The organism is Bacillus sp. PS196, assembly GCF_037963555.1.
In the GTDB taxonomy this organism is placed as follows: domain Bacteria; phylum Bacillota; class Bacilli; order Bacillales; family Bacillaceae; genus Bacillus; species Bacillus subtilis.
The window spans coordinates 1669401-1686917 of the sequence record NZ_CP150159.1 but is presented as its reverse complement, the minus strand read 5'-3'; the positions used below and the strand labels follow the sequence as shown (position 1 = coordinate 1686917).

The 17517-nt window shown below is 41.1% G+C and carries 18 protein-coding genes; all 18 read right to left on the bottom strand.

Annotation, left to right across the window (positions count from 1 at the left end; translation table 11 throughout):
• Positions 1 to 39 precede the first annotated feature (39 nt).
• The 18 genes from flgG to topA all read right to left on the bottom strand — a co-directional run bounded on the left by flgG (position 40) and on the right by topA (position 17355).
• Positions 40 to 834 (bottom strand): flagellar basal body rod protein FlgG, encoded by a 795-nt coding sequence (flgG, locus tag NST79_RS08920; RefSeq protein WP_003231968.1) that lies wholly within the window; start codon positions 832 to 834, stop codon positions 40 to 42.
• Positions 835 to 855: 21 nt separating this feature from the next.
• A complete protein-coding gene (gene flgD / locus NST79_RS08915) occupies positions 856 to 1278 on the bottom strand; it encodes a flagellar hook assembly protein FlgD (RefSeq protein ID WP_003231970.1) in 423 nt (140 codons plus the stop codon).
• Positions 1275 to 2738: a flagellar hook-length control protein FliK gene (locus tag NST79_RS08910; RefSeq protein ID WP_038428955.1), complete on the bottom strand. Its 1464-nt coding sequence runs from the start codon at positions 2736 to 2738 to the stop codon at positions 1275 to 1277. The genes flgD and NST79_RS08910 overlap by 4 nt, the downstream gene beginning before the upstream one ends.
• Before the next feature lie 12 nt (positions 2739 to 2750).
• The gene (locus tag NST79_RS08905; RefSeq protein WP_212060478.1) at positions 2751 to 3365 is read right to left on the bottom strand and encodes a MotE family protein; all 615 of its coding nucleotides are present in this window, start codon (positions 3363 to 3365) and stop codon (positions 2751 to 2753) included.
• 11 nt (positions 3366 to 3376) lie between these two features.
• Positions 3377 to 3820, bottom strand: a complete 444-nt coding sequence (fliJ, locus tag NST79_RS08900; RefSeq protein ID WP_021479292.1) for a flagellar export protein FliJ — start codon at positions 3818 to 3820, stop codon at positions 3377 to 3379.
• A gap of 2 nt (positions 3821 to 3822) precedes the next feature.
• Positions 3823 to 5139: a flagellar protein export ATPase FliI gene (gene fliI / locus NST79_RS08895; RefSeq protein WP_015715886.1), complete on the bottom strand. Its 1317-nt coding sequence runs from the start codon at positions 5137 to 5139 to the stop codon at positions 3823 to 3825.
• A complete protein-coding gene (fliH, locus tag NST79_RS08890) occupies positions 5136 to 5888 on the bottom strand; it encodes a flagellar assembly protein FliH (RefSeq protein ID WP_003244804.1) in 753 nt (250 codons plus the stop codon). Before fliH ends, fliI begins: the two co-directional genes overlap by 4 nt.
• On the bottom strand, positions 5881 to 6897 hold the full coding sequence (fliG, locus tag NST79_RS08885) for a flagellar motor switch protein FliG (RefSeq protein ID WP_003231981.1): 1017 nt from the start codon (positions 6895 to 6897) through the stop codon (positions 5881 to 5883). The genes fliH and fliG overlap by 8 nt, the downstream gene beginning before the upstream one ends.
• Positions 6898 to 6909: 12 nt before the next feature.
• A complete protein-coding gene (gene fliF / locus NST79_RS08880; protein WP_212060480.1) occupies positions 6910 to 8520 on the bottom strand; it encodes a flagellar basal-body MS-ring/collar protein FliF in 1611 nt (536 codons plus the stop codon).
• A gap of 45 nt (positions 8521 to 8565) precedes the next feature.
• Positions 8566 to 8886 carry a flagellar hook-basal body complex protein FliE gene (fliE, locus tag NST79_RS08875; protein ID WP_003238544.1) on the bottom strand — a complete coding sequence of 107 codons (321 nt, stop codon included), beginning with the start codon at positions 8884 to 8886 and terminating at the stop codon, positions 8566 to 8568.
• A 10-nt stretch (positions 8887 to 8896) separates the two neighbouring features.
• Positions 8897 to 9349: a flagellar basal body rod protein FlgC gene (gene flgC, locus NST79_RS08870; RefSeq protein WP_003245521.1), complete on the bottom strand. Its 453-nt coding sequence runs from the start codon at positions 9347 to 9349 to the stop codon at positions 8897 to 8899.
• Complete coding sequence (flgB, locus tag NST79_RS08865; RefSeq protein WP_003245656.1) at positions 9349 to 9738, bottom strand: flagellar basal body rod protein FlgB; 390 nt, start codon at positions 9736 to 9738, stop codon at positions 9349 to 9351. The genes flgC and flgB overlap by 1 nt, the downstream gene beginning before the upstream one ends.
• A 379-nt stretch (positions 9739 to 10117) precedes the next feature.
• Positions 10118 to 10897 carry a GTP-sensing pleiotropic transcriptional regulator CodY gene (codY, locus tag NST79_RS08860; protein WP_003220850.1) on the bottom strand — a complete coding sequence of 260 codons (780 nt, stop codon included), beginning with the start codon at positions 10895 to 10897 and terminating at the stop codon, positions 10118 to 10120.
• A gap of 39 nt (positions 10898 to 10936) precedes the next feature.
• Positions 10937 to 12349, bottom strand: a complete 1413-nt coding sequence (gene hslU, locus NST79_RS08855) for an HslU--HslV peptidase ATPase subunit (protein ID WP_256683486.1) — start codon at positions 12347 to 12349, stop codon at positions 10937 to 10939.
• Positions 12350 to 12356: 7 nt separating this feature from the next.
• On the bottom strand, positions 12357 to 12902 hold the full coding sequence (gene clpQ / locus NST79_RS08850) for an ATP-dependent protease subunit ClpQ (protein ID WP_003238555.1): 546 nt from the start codon (positions 12900 to 12902) through the stop codon (positions 12357 to 12359).
• A gap of 12 nt (positions 12903 to 12914) precedes the next feature.
• Entirely contained in the window at positions 12915 to 13829 is a 915-nt protein-coding gene (gene xerC / locus NST79_RS08845; RefSeq protein WP_003231988.1) for a tyrosine recombinase XerC, read from the bottom strand.
• Between the two features lie 67 nt (positions 13830 to 13896).
• Entirely contained in the window at positions 13897 to 15204 is a 1308-nt protein-coding gene (trmFO, locus tag NST79_RS08840; RefSeq protein WP_122894536.1) for an FADH(2)-oxidizing methylenetetrahydrofolate--tRNA-(uracil(54)-C(5))-methyltransferase TrmFO, read from the bottom strand.
• Between the two features lie 75 nt (positions 15205 to 15279).
• Positions 15280 to 17355 (bottom strand): type I DNA topoisomerase, encoded by a 2076-nt coding sequence (gene topA / locus NST79_RS08835; RefSeq protein ID WP_003245599.1) that lies wholly within the window; start codon positions 17353 to 17355, stop codon positions 15280 to 15282.
• Between the last annotated feature and the right edge of the window lie 162 nt (positions 17356 to 17517).

Here is a 17517-nt window from a genome sequence, read left to right as displayed (position 1 = left end):
AAAACAGCGGAGAAGCGATTACTCGCCTCCCCTCCCTCCTTAACGTTTAAGGTTAACCAGTTCTTGAAGGATTTCATCAGATGTTGTAATAATTTTTGAGTTTGATTGGAATCCGCGCTGGGCTACGATCATTTCAGTAAATTCGTCAGTTAAATCGACGTTAGACATTTCGAGAAATCCTGATTTAAGAGCACCAGTTCCGCCGTCACCAGGCTGGTTCGCTGCACTGGCCGTTCCAGAGTTTAAAGATTCACGGTATAGGTTGCTTCCGATTTTATCCAATCCATCACTGTTGGCAAAAGTAACAATCCCGATTTGTCCCCCGTCTTGTGTTTTCCCCTCAGCATCAACAATTGACACCTTTCCATCAGAACCAATGCTAAAGCTTTGAGCATCAGTAGGAATTTTAATTGTTCCCCCATTCATATTTAACACATGGTAGCCATCACCTGTAACCAGTGTTCCGGTATTATCTAAATAGAAGTTCCCTGCTCTTGTATAAGCTGTCCCGTCACCTGTATCAATTCGGAAGTAACCGTCGCCGTCAATTGCTAAATCAAGTGTTCTTCCTGTACTTTGTGTCGCGCTTGTTGAATGAATTGTATCAATTGTGCCAGATGATGAACCTAAACCGATTTGCTTAGAGTTTGTTCCGCCGATTGTTGCACCAGCAGCAGAACCGCCGGCAATCGTTTGGCTTACCATATCTTTAAAGGTCACACGGCTCTTTTTGAATCCTACTGTATTTACGTTGGCAATGTTGTTACCGATTACGTCAAGCTTTGTTTGAAAGTTCTTCATACCGCTGATTCCAGAATAAAGTGAACGTAACATAATATATTCCCCCAGATGTTTTTATTTAGATGATTGTCCCACAGACATGACATTCGCAGGACTGATCTCGGTCCCATCATCAAGAACGAGATAATAATTTCCTTTAAAATGTTTAACAGAGCTTACTGTGCCTGTTTTATCAGTTGCACTTTTACCATCAGTCCAAGATACTTCTTTTCCCATCCAATCAACATACGTTGTAAACGGATCTTGGTTTTCAACGAATTGAGTCATTGTCGTATTCAGATTCATCATTTGCTCCAAGCTTGAAAAAGTCGCCATCTGGCTGATAAATTCTTTATCGTCAATCGGGTTAAGCGGATCTTGGTTTTGAACTTGAGTCATTAATATTTTTAAAAACTCGTCTTTCCCCAAGCTGCTGTTGTTCGTCGACACAGTGTTCGTTTTTTCAGGCAGTTTATATTCTGAACTTATAGAAGTCATTCTTCTTCCTCCATTTCAACCATCGACACTTCATCGAGCAGATCGCCAAAATCATTTGATTGCTTTTTCTGTCTTTGCTGTCTCTGCCCCTCTTGCTGCTGTTTCTGTTCATCAGCAAGCTGGCCGTATATCGGTTGATCCCCGCTTTGGACCGGAAGAGTAAAACGGTCAATTTGGACGGCCATATTCGGCAATGATTGCTTCAGCTGAGGAAGATGCTGTTCAAGCAATTCTTTTGCTGATTGGCTAGATGCTATGATTTTACTCTGAAACATTCCATTTTCATTTGTCAGCTTGATTGTGACAAATCCTAAATGTTCAGGGTTCAGCCGAATAGTGAAACTTCCCGTCGATCTGCCGAAAGGCGTATATTTCATCTGCTTCCACGCATTAATCACTTGATCAGCCACCGTTTTTGTTTCGGCATTTGGTATATCAGATGACATCTGCTGCAGATCAAGTGTTTGAACTCCTCCTATGCCCCGATACCCCGAAAACAGCATTTGGAGTCCTGATTTACTATCTACAGGCTGAATACTTCCAGAAACATCCGATGCATTTTTGCTGGATGAACTCTGCGAGAGCGGTGTGAGAACACGCTTCCCAAAGTCTTGTGATGATTCGGATGATTTCGATAACAAGAAGGCTTTCAGCTGGCTTTCAGCTAAACTCCATTCTTTGGTCCCTTTTTGAGGAAGCATAGACATTTGATCCATTAAGCTTTGAAAACTTTTCAGCTCTGACGCTGTCATCGAGTAAAGTTTTGAACTTGACTCAGCTTTAGTGAATATTTGCTGTTTAAGATCCTGAATTAGTTGTTGAGATACACCCTTCTTTTCTAATGCAGAAAGGAATTGATCTCCATTTTGGTAAATGGCATGAGCTTCATTGCCATTCCCGCGATCAGTCAGCTTATTCCCTTCTACGAGCTGGCTAATGAACATCTGGATATAGATAAGCTCTTTAGCAGGCTCGGATACTTCATTTTCCTGATTTGATTGCTCTTTATCAGACTTCAGTGCTCCATTAATGTCAGAAGCAGAATCATTGGCACTCAGAGCCGTTTTAGCTTCTGAAAAGATTTTCTCCGTTTCTGTGAGCAATTGATCCGTCCCGCCTGACATTTTTGATTCAACTGCTTGCAAAAGATTTTGCAACATTTGCAGAGCATTCGCATCCAATTGCTTCCCTGTCAGTTTGCTTAATGTTTGCAAAAGATCCGCATTTTGTTTGTCTTGATCTTCAGGACTTGCATTTAGCCATTCACCGATCTTTTTAAGCGCATCTGCTAAAAGCTGATCTTCAGAATTAGGAGTTCCCTTTCCTTGTTCTGAAAGTTCCTTCAATCCAGCCTCAGACATAAGCCAGTTTTGAAAAACTCCCTGGCTACTTTTCATGTTTTTAGCGGCAGAACCCGTTGTGGTTTGCAGCAAAGGTCCGGCTAATTCAAGCAGCTTCACCTTTCATTCCCCCTATTCTTGGCTGGCAGCAATTTTTTCTGTATAGGTTGCTGCTTGCTCAGGAGTCATTTTCGCCAATATGTCAGCAAGCTGCTTTTTGCTTAGGCCATTCAATATTTTCAGTGCTTCTTGCTCCTTTAATTGGGCAATAATTTTAGCAGCCTTTCCGCTGTCCATACTTTTGTACACACTGATCAATTTTTCATTTTCAGAAGAAGCTTTCGAGTCTGCTGATCCTTCAGTATGATCTTCTGATGACTTTTTTTGATCCTCAGCCGTCTTTTCAAGTGAACGGATCTTTTGATTGAGCCTATCGATTTCTGATTTACTTGTTTCTAGATCTTTATTCAATATACTGATTTCACTTTTTTGATCCTTAATGGTCTTTTCCAGAGCTGCCGTATTACTGCTATCCTTACTTGATGCTGCGCCTTTTTTATTTTCGGTTTCAGGGACCAATTCTTTAAGAACCGGCGTTTTTGCCGCAGCATCCTGTATCGGCTTTAAGACATTGATACCAGCAGCCCAAAGAACAATCCCCCCTGCGATTAATAGAAACATCAGCGGGAGGATAATGATAAGCAAAACCGAACGGAACTTACCTGATTCTTTCTTTTTGCCGGACATTACATTCGCTCCTAATGGCCTTGAATCATAAACTGCTTAATCGAAATATCGTCCATTTCTTTCATTTCTGCAGCTTTATCTTCAAGAGCAAACATTTTAAACTGTTTTTCACGCATTTTTTCAAACTTTTTCACTTCAATGTTTTTCTCTGTCAAAATTTCTTGTTTTTGATTCATTTGATTTCTTTTTATAATGACAAGCTTTTGATAGTGATAGATCGTATTATCAAGATTTGAGACAAATTGTTGGTAGTGCCTCATTTCTTGTACACTCATGCCGCTTTTTAATTTCTTTTCCTTATTTTGTTCCAGCAATTCCTTTTTGCTCATATTCTCATATAATTTTTCAGCAACGTTTTCAAATTCAGAAACTGATTGCTGATACTCGGATAAGGATTGGTCTTTTTCATTTTCTTTTAGTTCCAGCAGCTTTTGGAATCTAAATTGATAAGCCACGTTTATTCCTCATTTCCTGTCAAACTAGTTAATGCAGCAATGCTTTCTTCCAATAAAGCCGGTTCGTCTGTTCCCTGCTTTAAAAATTGAATAAGCTGCGGATAAAATTGTATCGCTTCATCAATTTCTCTGGATGATCCTCTTTTGTAAGCTCCGATATTAATGAGATCTTCCGAATTTTGATATGTCGATAAAAGTTCACGGAATTTATTTGCCGCATCCAGATGCTGTTTTGTTGAAATGTTTGACATCACCCTGCTGATGCTTTTTAGTACGTTAACTGCAGGAAACTGGCCTTTATTGGCAAGCGCCCTGTCCAACACAATATGTCCGTCTAAAATTCCGCGTACAGTATCGGCAATCGGCTCATTCATGTCATCCCCGTCTACCAACACTGTATAAAATGCCGTAATGGTTCCATGCTCGTTTGCACCTGTTCGTTCTAGTAAACGAGGTAAAATAGCGAACACTGAAGGTGTATAACCTTTTGTCGTCGGAGGCTCTCCTGCAGCCAGTCCAATCTCTCGCTGCGCCATTGCCACCCTTGTAACAGAATCCATCATAAACATGACATTTTGGCCTTTATCTCGGAAATACTCGGCAATTGCAGTCGCAGTATATGCCGCTTTCAATCTCATTAATGCTGGCTGGTCTGAGGTGGCAACGACTACAATCGATCGTTTCAGCCCCTCTTTCCCCAGATCTTTTTCAATAAACTCCCGAACCTCTCGTCCGCGTTCTCCGACAAGTGCAATGACGTTTAAGTCAGCCTCTGTCTGCTTGGCGATCATCCCCATTAAGGTGCTTTTTCCGACACCGCTTCCTGCAAAAATTCCAATCCGCTGGCCTTTACCGACTGTCAGCAAGCTGTCAATTGATCTGACTCCAACACCCATCTTTTCACGGATAGGCGGCCGTTTCATCGGGTTGGGCGGTGATTGCTCCGTTGATACAGGCGAAAGCCCTTTAGGCAGAAGTTTTCCGTCAAGCGGTTCTCCAAAAGCATCGATGACTTGTCCAATCAGTCCGGTTCCAACTTTAACCCGAAGTGATTCCCCAGTAGCTTCTACAATGCTGCCAGGTGCAATGCTCGCAGCCTCTAAATAAGGCATAAGCAAAATATTTTCTTCCTGGAAGCCGACTACCTCAGCTTTAATGACTTTCCCAGATTGTCCTTTTGCATAAATCAGGCACACGTCGCCAATTGAGCTTGCTGGCCCTTTTGATTCAATCATCAGGCCGATGACCCGCTTGACTTTTCCGTACCGTTTATACGAGTCTGTCATTTCTATACAATCTATCAGACTCTGTGTCTTCATTCAGCTGCACCTGCTTCCAGCGCTGTCAGAAGTTTATCTTTCAATTGCATCAATTGTGTGTCAACACTCGCATCTACCCTGCCAAAAGGAGTTTCAATATAACAGGTTCCTTTTTGAGCTTTTTCATCAGCATATATGCCAAGCCGACATTCTTTATAAAGAAGCTGCTGGATTTCATCTTTTTGCTGAAAGATTGTCTCATAGTAATATGGATCAACATAAATTGATATATCGTCATATTCCTTCACTTCGTTTATAACCTGTTGTACAAGCAGGAGGAAAGCCTCTTTATCATCAGACTTTTGCTGCCAAACTTTTTTTGCTAGGGCAACGGCAAGCTCAACGATTTCTTCATTAGCGTCTTCAAGCTTGTCCTCAACAGCTTTTCTGGACATTTCAGTTATACTGTTTGCTTGGCCGATCAGTTCTGCATACTGTTTCATTGCCTCAGCTTTGCCCAGCGCTACTCCTTGTTCAAAGCCCTCGGCTTTTGCTTCTTCAATAAGCTTCTGTTTTTCAGCCGCCCAATCGTTTTTCTCCTGTTCAATTTGACGGCGAATATTTTCTATATGACTGTTTGCCTGCTCAGAAATCCGATCAGCTTCCTCTTTCACTCGGGCCATAAGCGCCTCCGGGTTCTCTTCAGCCTGCAAAAGGTGAGAATGATCAATACGCACCTCTTGTATAGAAAGTTTTCTTTTTTCCTTTTGTGGAGAAATAGATGATTCTTGTTTAATGATATTAGACAATAATATCATCCCCTCCGCCTCTTGCTATTACAATTTCACCGGCTTCTTCAAGCTTTCTGACGATGCTTACAATTCTCGATTGAGCTTCTTCTACATCTTTCAAGCGTACAGGGCCCATAAATTCCATTTCTTCTTTGAAGGTTTCAACCATACGCTGTGACATATTGTTGAATACAATTTCTTTGACTTCCTCGCTTGCAACCTTTAATGAAAGGAGCAAATCGTCGTTCTCAACATCGCGAATGACTCTCTGAATGGCACGGTTATCAAGTGTGACAATATCTTCGAAGACAAACATCCGCTTTTTAATTTCTTCAGCAAGATCGGGATCCTGAATTTCCAATGAATCCAAGATCGTCTTCTCTGTCCCTCTGTCTACCCCGTTTAACACTTCCACAACAGCTTCAATTCCGCCTGTTTGTGTATAATCCTGAGTAAATGCAGAAGATAATTTTTGTTCCAGAATCCGTTCTACCTCATTAATTATTTCTGGAGACGTTCTATCCATGACCGCGATTCTTCTCGCAACCTCAGCCTGTACTTCAGGATTCAGCTCGGATAAAATCTGCCCGGCCTGCACTGGATCTAAATAAGACAAGATTAACGCCATCGTCTGCGGATGCTCTTGCTGGATAAAATTCAAAATTTGTTCAGGCTCCGCTTTTCTGGCAAAATCAAATGGTTTAACCTGCAAAGAAGAAGTCAGCCTGTTTAGAATGTTCTCTGCCTTATCCTCTCCAAGCGCCTTTTCCAGAACTTGTCTTGCATAGCTTAAACCGCCTTGAGAAATATAATCTTGTGCAATGGCTATATTATGAAATTCTTCTATGATTTCATCCTTTTTTTGATGATCGACGCTTCGAACACCTGATATTTCCAGAGTAAGCCTTTCAATTTCTTCATCGGTTAAGTGCTTATAGACAGAAGCTGACACATCTAACCCCAAGGAAATCATGAGAATGGCTGCTTTTTGTTTTCCTGTAAGCTTATCTTGATCACGTCTCGCCATTTCTAATTCCTCCTAATCCTCGGCCAGCCAGCTTCTCAGCAGTTTTGCAAAATCTTCCGGCTTGTCTTTCGCCATCTTTTCAAGCTGTTTTCGTCTGACTGATTCCGCTGTTTCATTTTCCTCTTCGTTGATATCAGGCAAATTGATAGTTTCTTGAGGAACCTCATACTCATATTCCTCAAATTCATCCTCTTGCGCCCGTTTCTTTCTGATAAGCATAATGATCAGAACAATAATCGCTGCGATTAAAACACCGCCTACAATATATGCCCACAGCGGGATACCAGAGGATTTTTCCGTATTTGTATCCAAATTGACTTTTCCGTCGAATGGCTGAACGGAAACAACAATCTTATTATTGATATCAGCATCAGATAAATTCTGATTTTGCGTTTCATCTTTATCCAAAGATGTTCTGACTACAGTTGAAAGGATTTTTTGTATATCATCCTGTCTTTCAGTTGATAGCGACGCTGTGTTTTTGGCATCAGGCGGCTCTACCATTACTTGAATCCCTAAATCTCTGACCTTATAAGGACTTTCAGCGATTTCTTTATGAATTCGGTTAACCTCGTAATTGATTTTGTTGCTGTTTTTTTCATAGTTCCCGCTTTCGGTATTTTCACCGTCAGCCTTATAATTTGGTACATCTTCCTCGCCGGTTCCGGCAGTTCCGCCGTTGGCTGCACCGTCGCCCTGATATGTTTCAGATACCTTTTCAGCGCTGACTGCAATGCCTTCCATGTTTTCTTTATCCACAGGTTCGACAATGTCTTCTGTCCGATTTTCTTTTGTGAAATCAATGTCTGCTGTAACGGAGACAACGACTTTATCTTGGCCCATCATCGTACCCAGCAGTGACTGTACATGTTTTTGAATGTCTTTTTCAACTTGAGACTTAATTCCTTGCTGAGAAGAATAACTATCCGCGTAGGACCCTGCATCGCTGTCTGATTTGTCGTAGTATGTAGAATTTTGGTCCATGATGACGATGTTATCTTCTTTTAGGTTTGGCACGCTTTTAGATACCAGATGATATAATCCGTTGATTTGGCTTTGATCAAGTGTATAACCCGGTTGAATCTGCAAAACGATTGATGCAGATGCTGCAGATTGCTCCTCACCGACAAACACAGCGTCTTTCGGGAGATTAATCATTACTTTTGAATTTTTAATACCGTCCATTTCATTGATCAAGTTTGACAGTTCTGTCTGTGTAGCTTTCACTTTCACCATATCAAACTCATTGTCTGTCAAACCAAAGCCGGCATTCTGTCCAAAAAACGAATAATCAATTGATCCCGTTTTAGGAAGTCCTTCTGCAGCCATCTGCACTTTCAAAGAATCAACCTGATCCTCCGGAACACTAATCACTGTACCGCCATTCGAAAGTTCGTTTGGCACTTTTTTTGCATCCAATTCTTCTTTGATTTGTCCTGCTTCTTCGGCAGACAAATCTTTGTACAGCGGCGCCATTTTAGAATTTGAAGCAAAAACACTAATAATAATTCCAATAATAATAATTGCCGCTAAAGCACTAACCATTAAAATCTTTTGTAATTTAGATCTATTTTTCCAAAACTCACTCGTTTTGTTTTTCATTTGCATTAGAGTACGATTCATGTTAACCCCCGGTCATTCCACTCTTTCTCTAAATCGTCAGACCCCCTACATTTGCATTCTCATAATCTCCTGATAAGCTTCCACAGCTTTATTGCGGAACTCTGTTGCTGCAGTTAGAGAGATGCTGGCTTTTTGAGCAGCGATCATGACCTCATCAAGATTTACATCTTTTCCTGCAGCCAAGGCATTAGTCATGTTGTCAGAAGCTACTTGGGACTCATTTAACGAACTAATAGAGTTTTTTAAAAGCTCCGAAAAGCTTGTTTGATTTGAAGAATCTGTTTTTTGGCTATTGTTTACTTGATTTGTTGCATTTTGAGTGTTTTGAGTATTTTGAACCTGAAAAGGAGAAATTGCATTAATCACATTCATTCACCTACTTTCCGATTTCTAACGCCTTCATCAGCATTCCCTTTGTGGCATTCATCGCCGTGACATTCGCCTCGTATGATCTGGTGCTGCTGACAAGATCAACCATTTCCTTTAATGGATCAACATTAGGCTTTTGTACATATCCTTCAGCGTTTGCATCAGGGTCTGTCGGATCATAGACAAGATTAAAATCTGAATCATCCTCCGTAATTTTTGAAACCTTCACACCGTTTCCAGCATTCCCGCTTCCGCTCATTTGAGAATTGAGAATAGAAGAGAACGATTCACCTTTTGACTGAAGGGAAACCATTTTTCTTCTGTAAGGCACCCACTCTCCATTCACCTGCTTAGCTCTTGTCGTATCCATATTTGCTAAGTTAGATGATACAACGTCCATTCTGACTCGCTGAGCTGTTAAAGCCGATGCTGAAACATTTAAGCTATGAAAAGCTGTCATCATTTTCCTCCTGTTAATACGGTCTTCAGCGAATTAAATTTACCGTTCATTCTTTCAACCAAAGCTTGATAGTTGATTTGATTTTGCGCCAATTCTGTCATCTCTTTGTCAACATCAACATTGTTTCCGTTTTGCTGATACGATGTATCTCCGCTCGCAACAATTGAATAATTCGAATCAGTATCAGAAAAATCAACATGACGATAGTCTGTTTTTATCGCTTCAAGACGCGAGGATTCTTGATCTAATAAATTTTGGAAAGAGACTTTTTTTGCCTTATAGTTCGGTGTATCTATATTGGCGATATTATTAGTTATGACTTTTTGCTTAATATCCGCTCTACTCAAGGCATTTTCAAGATTTTGTATCGTTCCAGAAAATAAGCTCAAATCCACTTACCTCCATTTCAGTTTTTTTCACCCTCAATATCCTTGTCGAGAATTGTAAAACTATATGCTTATTGTAAGAAATAACAGGCATAAAGTCTATGAAGTTCGTGTAAAAAAATGTCCTCACAATTATCTATTTTGCAACTAGGTATAAAGTCCTAGATTGTTAGAACTACATTTCTCGCCTTGATATAAGCCTGAAAATAGCAGAATTTCTGTTTTTTCTCCTTTCTTTTCGGCATTTTTGAAACTTTTTGAAGAAAAATGCAAAATTTATTAAAATTATTACATAGAAAGACTTTCAACCCAGGAAATAAAGCTTATTGATTTCCTTTATTTGAAATAAAAAAAGAACCCTCAAAAAGGGTTCTTTTTGTGATTAATGAGATTTTAGATTTTCTAATTCAATTAGGAATTTGTTGTTTAGTACCTTGATATAAGTACCTTTCATTCCTAATGATCTAGACTCGATAACACCGGCGCTCTCCAGCTTTCTGAGTGCGTTCACAATAACAGAACGGGTAATGCCGACACGGTCAGCAATTTTACTTGCAACAAGAAGACCTTCATTTCCGTCAAGCTCCTCAAAAATGTGCTCAATTGCTTCAAGCTCACTGTAAGAAAGCGAGCTGATAGCCATTTGTACGACAGCTTTGCTTCTTGCTTCCTCTTCAATTTCTTCTGCTTTTTCTCTTAGGATTTCCATTCCGACAACTGTTGCGCCGTATTCAGCTAGAATTAAGTCATCGTCATTGAATTGATCTTGTAAACGCGAAAGAATAAGTGTTCCTAATCTTTCCCCGCCTCCGATGATCGGCACAATTGTTGTTAAACCAGCTTGAAACAGGTCTCTGTTCTCAACAGGGAAAGCAGTATATTCACTATTAATATCCAAGTTAGAAGATGTTTCAGGGACATTAAACAGATTTTTCGTATATTCTTCAGGGAATTGACGATCCTCAAGCATTTTTTTCATACGATCATTTTCAATTTGCTGGTTAATAGAATACCCAAGGAGTTTCCCTCTGCGGCTTACAACGAAAATATTGGAATCAATTACATCCCGCAGCGTCTCCGCCATTTCCTTGAAGTTTACCGGTTTCCCTGCCGCAGCTTGCAGCATGGAGTTAATAATTCTTGTTTTTTGTAATAAAGCCATGATAAATAATCCTCCTAAACATTCCTCATATTAAATTTTTCACAATATAAATTGACTTAAATCTTTGTTTTTGGCTATCGTTCCGAGCTTTTCTTCGACATACTGTGGTGTAATCGTTATTTTCTCCATCGTTACATCTGGAGCTTCAAACGACAAATCTTCTAATAGGCGTTCAAGTATTGTATGAAGGCGTCTCGCACCGATATTATCTGTGTCCTGGTTCACATGATAAGCAACTTCAGCAATCTTATGAATAGCTTCGTCAGAAAATTCAAGAGATATACCTTCTGTCTGCAATAATGCCTGATATTGTTTCAGCAGCGCATTATCCGGCTCAACCAAAATTCTCACGAAGTCGTCTACCGTGAGTTTGTTCAGTTCTACACGAATCGGGAAACGCCCCTGCAGCTCAGGAATCAAATCAGACGGTTTGGCCATATGAAACGCTCCTGCTGCAATAAATAATACATGGTCTGTTTTTACAGAACCATATTTTGTGACAACGGTAGAACCTTCAACAATCGGAAGGATATCCCGCTGAACGCCTTCTCTTGAAACATCGGCAGAAGAAGATGCACCGCCGTTCTTTGCGATTTTATCAATCTCATCGATAAAGATAATCCCGCTCTCTTCTGCTCTCTGAACAGCTTCCTGGCCGACTTCATCCATATCGATGAGTTTGCTTGCTTCTTCATTCGTCAGGACTTTTCTGGCTTCTCTGACTGTCATTTTGCGCCGCTTCTTTTTCTTTGGCATTAATCCGCTCAGCGCATCCTGCATGTTCATACCCATCTGCTCCATACCCGAGCCCTGCAGCATGTCAAACATAGAAGGCTGCTGCTCTTCGACTTCTACTGTTACATAGTAGTCTTCGAGCTCTCCTAAAGCCAGCTGATGCGCCATTCGTTTTCTTTTTTCTTCGATGTTTGCTTCTTCCTGGCTCTCCGCCTCATCTTCACCATTCGGCTGGCTGCCTCCAAAAAACATTTCAAACGGATTTTTAACGCCAGATTGTTTTTTCTTCCCAGGAACTAACAGACGAACAATGCGTTTGTTTGCATTTTCTTCTGCCTGTTCCTTTACTTCATTCATTTTCTCTTCTTTTATAAGCCGAACAGAAGTCTCCACAAGATCTCTGACCATTGATTCAACATCTCTGCCTACATAGCCGACTTCGGTAAATTTAGTAGCTTCAATTTTGATAAATGGCGCACCTGAAAGCTTAGCGATTCGTCTGGCAATTTCAGTTTTCCCGACGCCGGTAGGACCCATCATTAAAATGTTTTTCGGAACGACCTCGTCCTTCAGCTTTTCATCCAGAAGACTTCTTCTATAGCGGTTTCTTAATGCCACGGCGACAGCTTTTTTCGCATTTTGCTGACCGACAATATATTGATCTAACCGATCTACAATCTGTCTAGGAGTTAACGGTTTTTTTTCCATGCGCCTCAAGTCCTTTCTATTCAAGCTCTTCCAGTATGATTTGATCGTTCGTGTAAACACAAATTTCGCCTGCTGTTTCTAACGCGGCTCTGGCAATCTCACTTGCAGACATGCTTTCACCGGCATGCTTTTTCAGTGCTCTTCCCGCTGCCAAAGCGTAATTGCCTCCTGATCCAATCGCGAGAATGCCGTCATCTGGTTCGATCACCTCGCCTGTTCCCGATACGAGAAGCAAAGTATCCTGATTCATAACAATCAGCATGGCTTCGAGCTTTCTTAGCACTTTATCACTGCGCCATTCCTTCGCAAGCTCAACAGCCGCCCGTTTTAAGTTGCCGTTATATTCTTCAAGCTTAGCTTCAAACTTTTCGAATAAAGTGAAAGCGTCTGCAACAGATCCCGCAAAACCAGCAAGAACTTTGCCGTTAAACAGTTTTCTCACTTTCCGTGCCGTGTGTTTCATGACAACAGCCTGACCAAATGTTACTTGGCCGTCTCCGGACATAGCGCTTCGTCCTTTATGCTGTACGGCAAATATTGTGGTCGCATGAAAAGATGACATAAAGGGCCTCCTTTAATTTTTCTTAAATGCTCTTGGATGGTGAGACATATATGTGTTTCTCAACATTTCCTTCGAAACGTGCGTGTATATCTGTGTAGAAGACAGATTGGAATGCCCGAGCAGTTCTTGAACGCTTCTCAAATCCGCTCCTTCATTTAACAGATGCGTGGCGAACGTATGTCGAAGCATATGCGGATGGATATGTAAAGTGCTTGACGCTTTTTGAACAAGCCCGCTTAAAATATGTCTGATGCCACGGGCTGTAAGCGGTCCGCCTCTTTGATTTACGAATAATAGATCATGAGGTTCTTTTGCCTTCATCAGCAAGCACTGTCTTCCGCTATTCATGTATACCTTCAACGCTTCGCGGGCATAAGACCCAAAGGGGATATAGCGCTGCTTCTTGCCTTTACCGTGAACAAGCACAGTGTCCATAAATAAATCAACGTCGTTAATAGTTATGGAACAGCATTCACTGACCCTCATTCCAGTGGCATAGAGCAGCTCTAACAGCGCTTGATCCCTCATTCCGGCCGGCTGGCTTATATCTGAAACTTCAAACAGCTCCTCAAGCTCTTTTTGATATAGAAACTTCGGTATCCGTTTCTCCTGTTTTGGCAGATGAACAAGCTGAAACGGATTTTCTTCAATAAGCTTTTCCCGCATCAGAAACTTATAAAAGCTTCTTAATGCAGATATCTTTTTGCTTATTGTTCTTCTCGATAAACCTTTTTCATAGGCTTCTGTCAAAAAAATCCTAGTATCTTGATATGCAGCTTCTTCAAATCCATTTATACCTTGAACGCGCAGGAAAGTCTCGAATTCTTCAATTGAATCCACATAATTCACAATAGTATATTGTGAATAATTTTTTTCAATTTGTAAATATTCAACGAATAACTTTACGAAATTCTTAACATTCTCCATGCCTAATACCTCCCCAGGAAGGGCTTTTAAATGGTATCACAAATCGCGCTCAGGTTGCAATCAATACCTATATTGTTTTCGAAATTGTTTGAATTGTTTCAATCGCACGGTTCGCGTATTGTTCATTTCGTTCTTTTTTATTTTTAACTTTAACTGGCAATTCTTTTAAAAGCCCAAAGTTTGCATTCATCGGCTGGAAGTTCTTCTGGTTTGTTGTTGTAATATAATGTGCCATACTGCCAATTGCTGTTTCCTGAGGGAAGATCACAAGCTCTTCTCCCAATACAAGCTTCGCCGCATTAATGCCTGCTACAAGTCCTGAGGCAGCTGATTCCACATATCCTTCTACTCCCGTCATTTGGCCTGCAAAGAACAGATCACTGCGGTTTTTAAATTGATAAGTCGGCTTTAACAGGCTTGGAGAGTTAATAAATGTGTTTCTATGCATCACGCCATATCTGACGATTTCTACATTTTCAAGTCCTGGAATCAACTTGAGAACTTCCTTTTGGTCTCCCCATTTTAAATGAGTCTGGAATCCTACAATATTATAAAGTGTTCCCGCAGCATCATCCTGTCTGAGCTGAACGACGGCATAAGGGCGTTTTCCTGTAACAGGATGCTCTAGACCAACCGGTTTCATCGGACCGAAAAGCATTGTTTTCTTACCCCGTTTTGCCATGACTTCAATCGGCATGCAGCCTTCAAAGAAAATCTCTTTTTCAAATTCTTTTAACGGCACTGTTTCTGCTGATGTTAATGCTTCATGAAAACGGTCAAACTCTTCTTCTGTCATCGGGCAGTTCAAATATGCTGCTTCACCTTTATCATAACGGGATTTCAGGTACACTTTATCCATATCAAGGCTGTCTTTTTCTACAATTGGCGCCGCTGCGTCATAAAAATATAAATAGTCCTCTCCAGTCAGCTCCTTCAGCTGGGCAGACAGCGATTCAGATGTTAACGGACCCGTTGCGATGATAGTAGGGCCTTCAGGAATTTCAGTCACTTCTTCATTAATAACGGTTACGTTTGGATGATTTTTCACCCGATTTGTCACACTTGCGGCAAATTCATGACGGTCTACTGCAAGAGCGCCCCCGGCAGGCACCGAACATTCGTCAGCCGCAGCGATAATGGCTGAATCAAGCGCACGCATTTCTTCCTTTAATACACCGACAGCGTTAGCAAGTGTATTAGAGCGAAGAGAGTTGCTGCAGACAAGCTCAGCAAATTTATCTGTATGATGCGCAGGCGTTTGTTTAACTGGCCGCATTTCATACAATTTGACTTGAATCCCACGTTTGGCAAGCTGCCATGCTGCTTCACTTCCTGCGAGTCCGGCTCCGATTACATTCACTGTTTGTTGGTTCATCTTTCACATCTCCTAGTTTATTATTCAAGGCCTTCTTTTAACACACAAAGAAGGTGAGCAAGACCCTGCTCACCGCTACTTCTGTGGTTCTTCCTTATAATCGCATTCCACGCATTGGACTTGTATACCTTTTTTGAGTTTTTTCTCGACGAGCATTTTTCCGCATTTCGGGCATTTTCGTTCAATTGGTTTGTCCCATGATACGAATTCACAGTCCGGATAACGGTCACAGCCGTAAAACACCCGTTTCTTTTTCGATTTTCGCTCAACAATGTTTCCTTCTCCGCAGCTCGGGCACTTCACACCGATTTGTTTCACAATCGGTTTCGTGTTCCGGCAGTCAGGGAAGTTGGAGCAAGCTAAGAATTTACCGTACCGTCCCATTTTATATACCATTGGAGAACTGCACAATTCACAATCCTCTCCAGCATACTCTGGTTCAATCTCAACTTCCTTCATTTCCGATTCGGCTTTTTTGACGCGTTTTTCAAAATCGGTGTAGAAATTATCGATAATCTTGACCCATTCGGTATTTCCTTCTTCAACATGATCAAGATCTCTCTCCATTTTAGCTGTAAACTCAACGTTAATGATCTCAGGGAAAAACTCCATGATCAAGTCAAGAACGATCTGACCTAATTCAGTCGGAACGAAACGTTTATTATCCAATGCCACGTAGCCGCGCCGCTGAATAGTATCAAGTGTCGGAGCATATGTGGATGGACGGCCGATACCGCGTTCTTCAAGGGTTTTAACAAGCCGGGCCTCAGTATATCGCGGAGGCGGCTGGGTAAAATGCTGCTCAGGTTCTATATCTTTTGATAATACCGTGTCGCCTTCTTGTAAGTCAGGCAGCATCCGGTCTTTTTCTTCCATTTGATCGTCTTTTCCTTCAACATACACCTTCATAAACCCGGAAAACTTGACTTTACTTCCATTTGCACGAAATGTCAAACCGTTGTTTGTCAGGTCGACACTCATTGTATCGAGAACAGCCGGTGCCATTTGGCTGGCAACAAAACGCTCCCAAATTAATTTATACAGTCTCATTTGGTCTCTGCCGAGGACTGCTTTTAATTCACTTGGTTTTCTAAGAACTGATGTCGGCCGAATTGCTTCGTGGGCATCCTGGGCATTTTCATTCTTTTTCGCAGGCTTCCGTTTTCCGCCTAGGAACTCTTTTCCATATGTCTGATCAATAAATGCAGCTGCTTCATCAACAGCCGTATTTGAAATACGGGTTGAATCCGTTCTCATATACGTGATCAGACCAACCGTTCCTTCTCTTCCTAAATCAATTCCTTCATATAATTGCTGTGCAATCATCATCGTTTTCTTCGCTCTGAAATTGAGCTTGCGAGCCGCTTCCTGCTGCAGGGTAGAAGTGGTAAAAGGCAAAGCAGGATTACGTTTGCGTTCCTTTTTGGTTACTTTTTCAACTGTATATTGATTCCCTTTGAGCTGAGAAAGAATCTCTTTTACATCAGCTTCACTATTTAAAGGAAGTTTTTTGCCGTTTTTCCCGAAAAAGCTCGCTTCAAAGGTTTCTTGACCTTTTAAGAACGTACCGTCAATTGTCCAATATTCCTCAGGCTTAAAGTCGTTAATCTCTTTTTCACGGTCAATAATCAAACGGAGGGCAACGGATTGCACGCGTCCTGCGCTAAGCCCTTTTTTGACTTTTTTCCATAAGATTGGACTGATTTTATATCCGACAAGCCTGTCTAAAATACGTCTCGCTTGCTGTGCATCCACTAAATCCATATTGATCATGCGGGGATGCTTAAACGATTCCTTAATAGCGTCTTTTGTAATTTCGTTAAACACCACACGGCAGTCTGAGTTGAGATCTAAATCAAGACTGTGTGCCAAATGCCATGCAATCGCTTCCCCTTCTCTGTCGGGGTCAGCTGCGAGATACACTTTTTTGGCTTTTTTCGCAGCCGTTTTCAGCTCTTTTAATACCGGGCCTTTACCTCGAATGGTAATATATTTCGGTTCAAAATTCTGTTCTATGTCAACTCCCATTTGACTTTTTGGAAGATCCCGGACATGTCCCATTGATGCTTTTACTTTATATTTTTTACCTAAGTAACGTTCAATCGTTTTCGCCTTAGCGGGCGATTCCACGATGACTAGATAATCAGACATTTTCATCCCCCTCAAGAGGTGTTCTCTCTCTTTTCAAGATATTTCAATTTTATTTTTGCAGCTGTCTTTATTTGGCTTTCAACATTTCATTCTTTATCATGAACGTCATTAATTAAATAGAAAACAATATGCAACTTTAAATCCTCACTATTATTAAATATT

Bases quoted from the DNA above. Each gene is read 5' to 3' on its own strand.
- topA (WP_003245599.1), bottom strand. From the start codon at position 17,355: ATGTCTGATTATCTAGTCATCGTGGAATCGCCCGCTAAGGCGAAAACG.
- flgD (WP_003231970.1), bottom strand. From the start codon at position 1,278: ATGACTTCTATAAGTTCAGAATATAAACTGCCTGAAAAAACGAACACT.
- flgC (WP_003245521.1), bottom strand. From the start codon at position 9,349: ATGACAGCTTTTCATAGCTTAAATGTTTCAGCATCGGCTTTAACAGCT.
- fliG (WP_003231981.1), bottom strand. From the start codon at position 6,897: ATGGCGAGACGTGATCAAGATAAGCTTACAGGAAAACAAAAAGCAGCC.
- fliI (WP_015715886.1), bottom strand. From the start codon at position 5,139: ATGAAGACACAGAGTCTGATAGATTGTATAGAAATGACAGACTCGTAT.
- trmFO (WP_122894536.1), bottom strand. From the start codon at position 15,204: ATGAACCAACAAACAGTGAATGTAATCGGAGCCGGACTCGCAGGAAGT.
- xerC (WP_003231988.1), bottom strand. From the start codon at position 13,829: ATGGAGAATGTTAAGAATTTCGTAAAGTTATTCGTTGAATATTTACAA.
- codY (WP_003220850.1), bottom strand. From the start codon at position 10,897: ATGGCTTTATTACAAAAAACAAGAATTATTAACTCCATGCTGCAAGCT.
- flgG (WP_003231968.1), bottom strand. From the start codon at position 834: ATGTTACGTTCACTTTATTCTGGAATCAGCGGTATGAAGAACTTTCAA.
- fliF (WP_212060480.1), bottom strand. From the start codon at position 8,520: ATGAATCGTACTCTAATGCAAATGAAAAACAAAACGAGTGAGTTTTGG.
- clpQ (WP_003238555.1), bottom strand. From the start codon at position 12,902: ATGTCATCTTTTCATGCGACCACAATATTTGCCGTACAGCATAAAGGA.
- NST79_RS08905 (WP_212060478.1), bottom strand. From the start codon at position 3,365: ATGTCCGGCAAAAAGAAAGAATCAGGTAAGTTCCGTTCGGTTTTGCTT.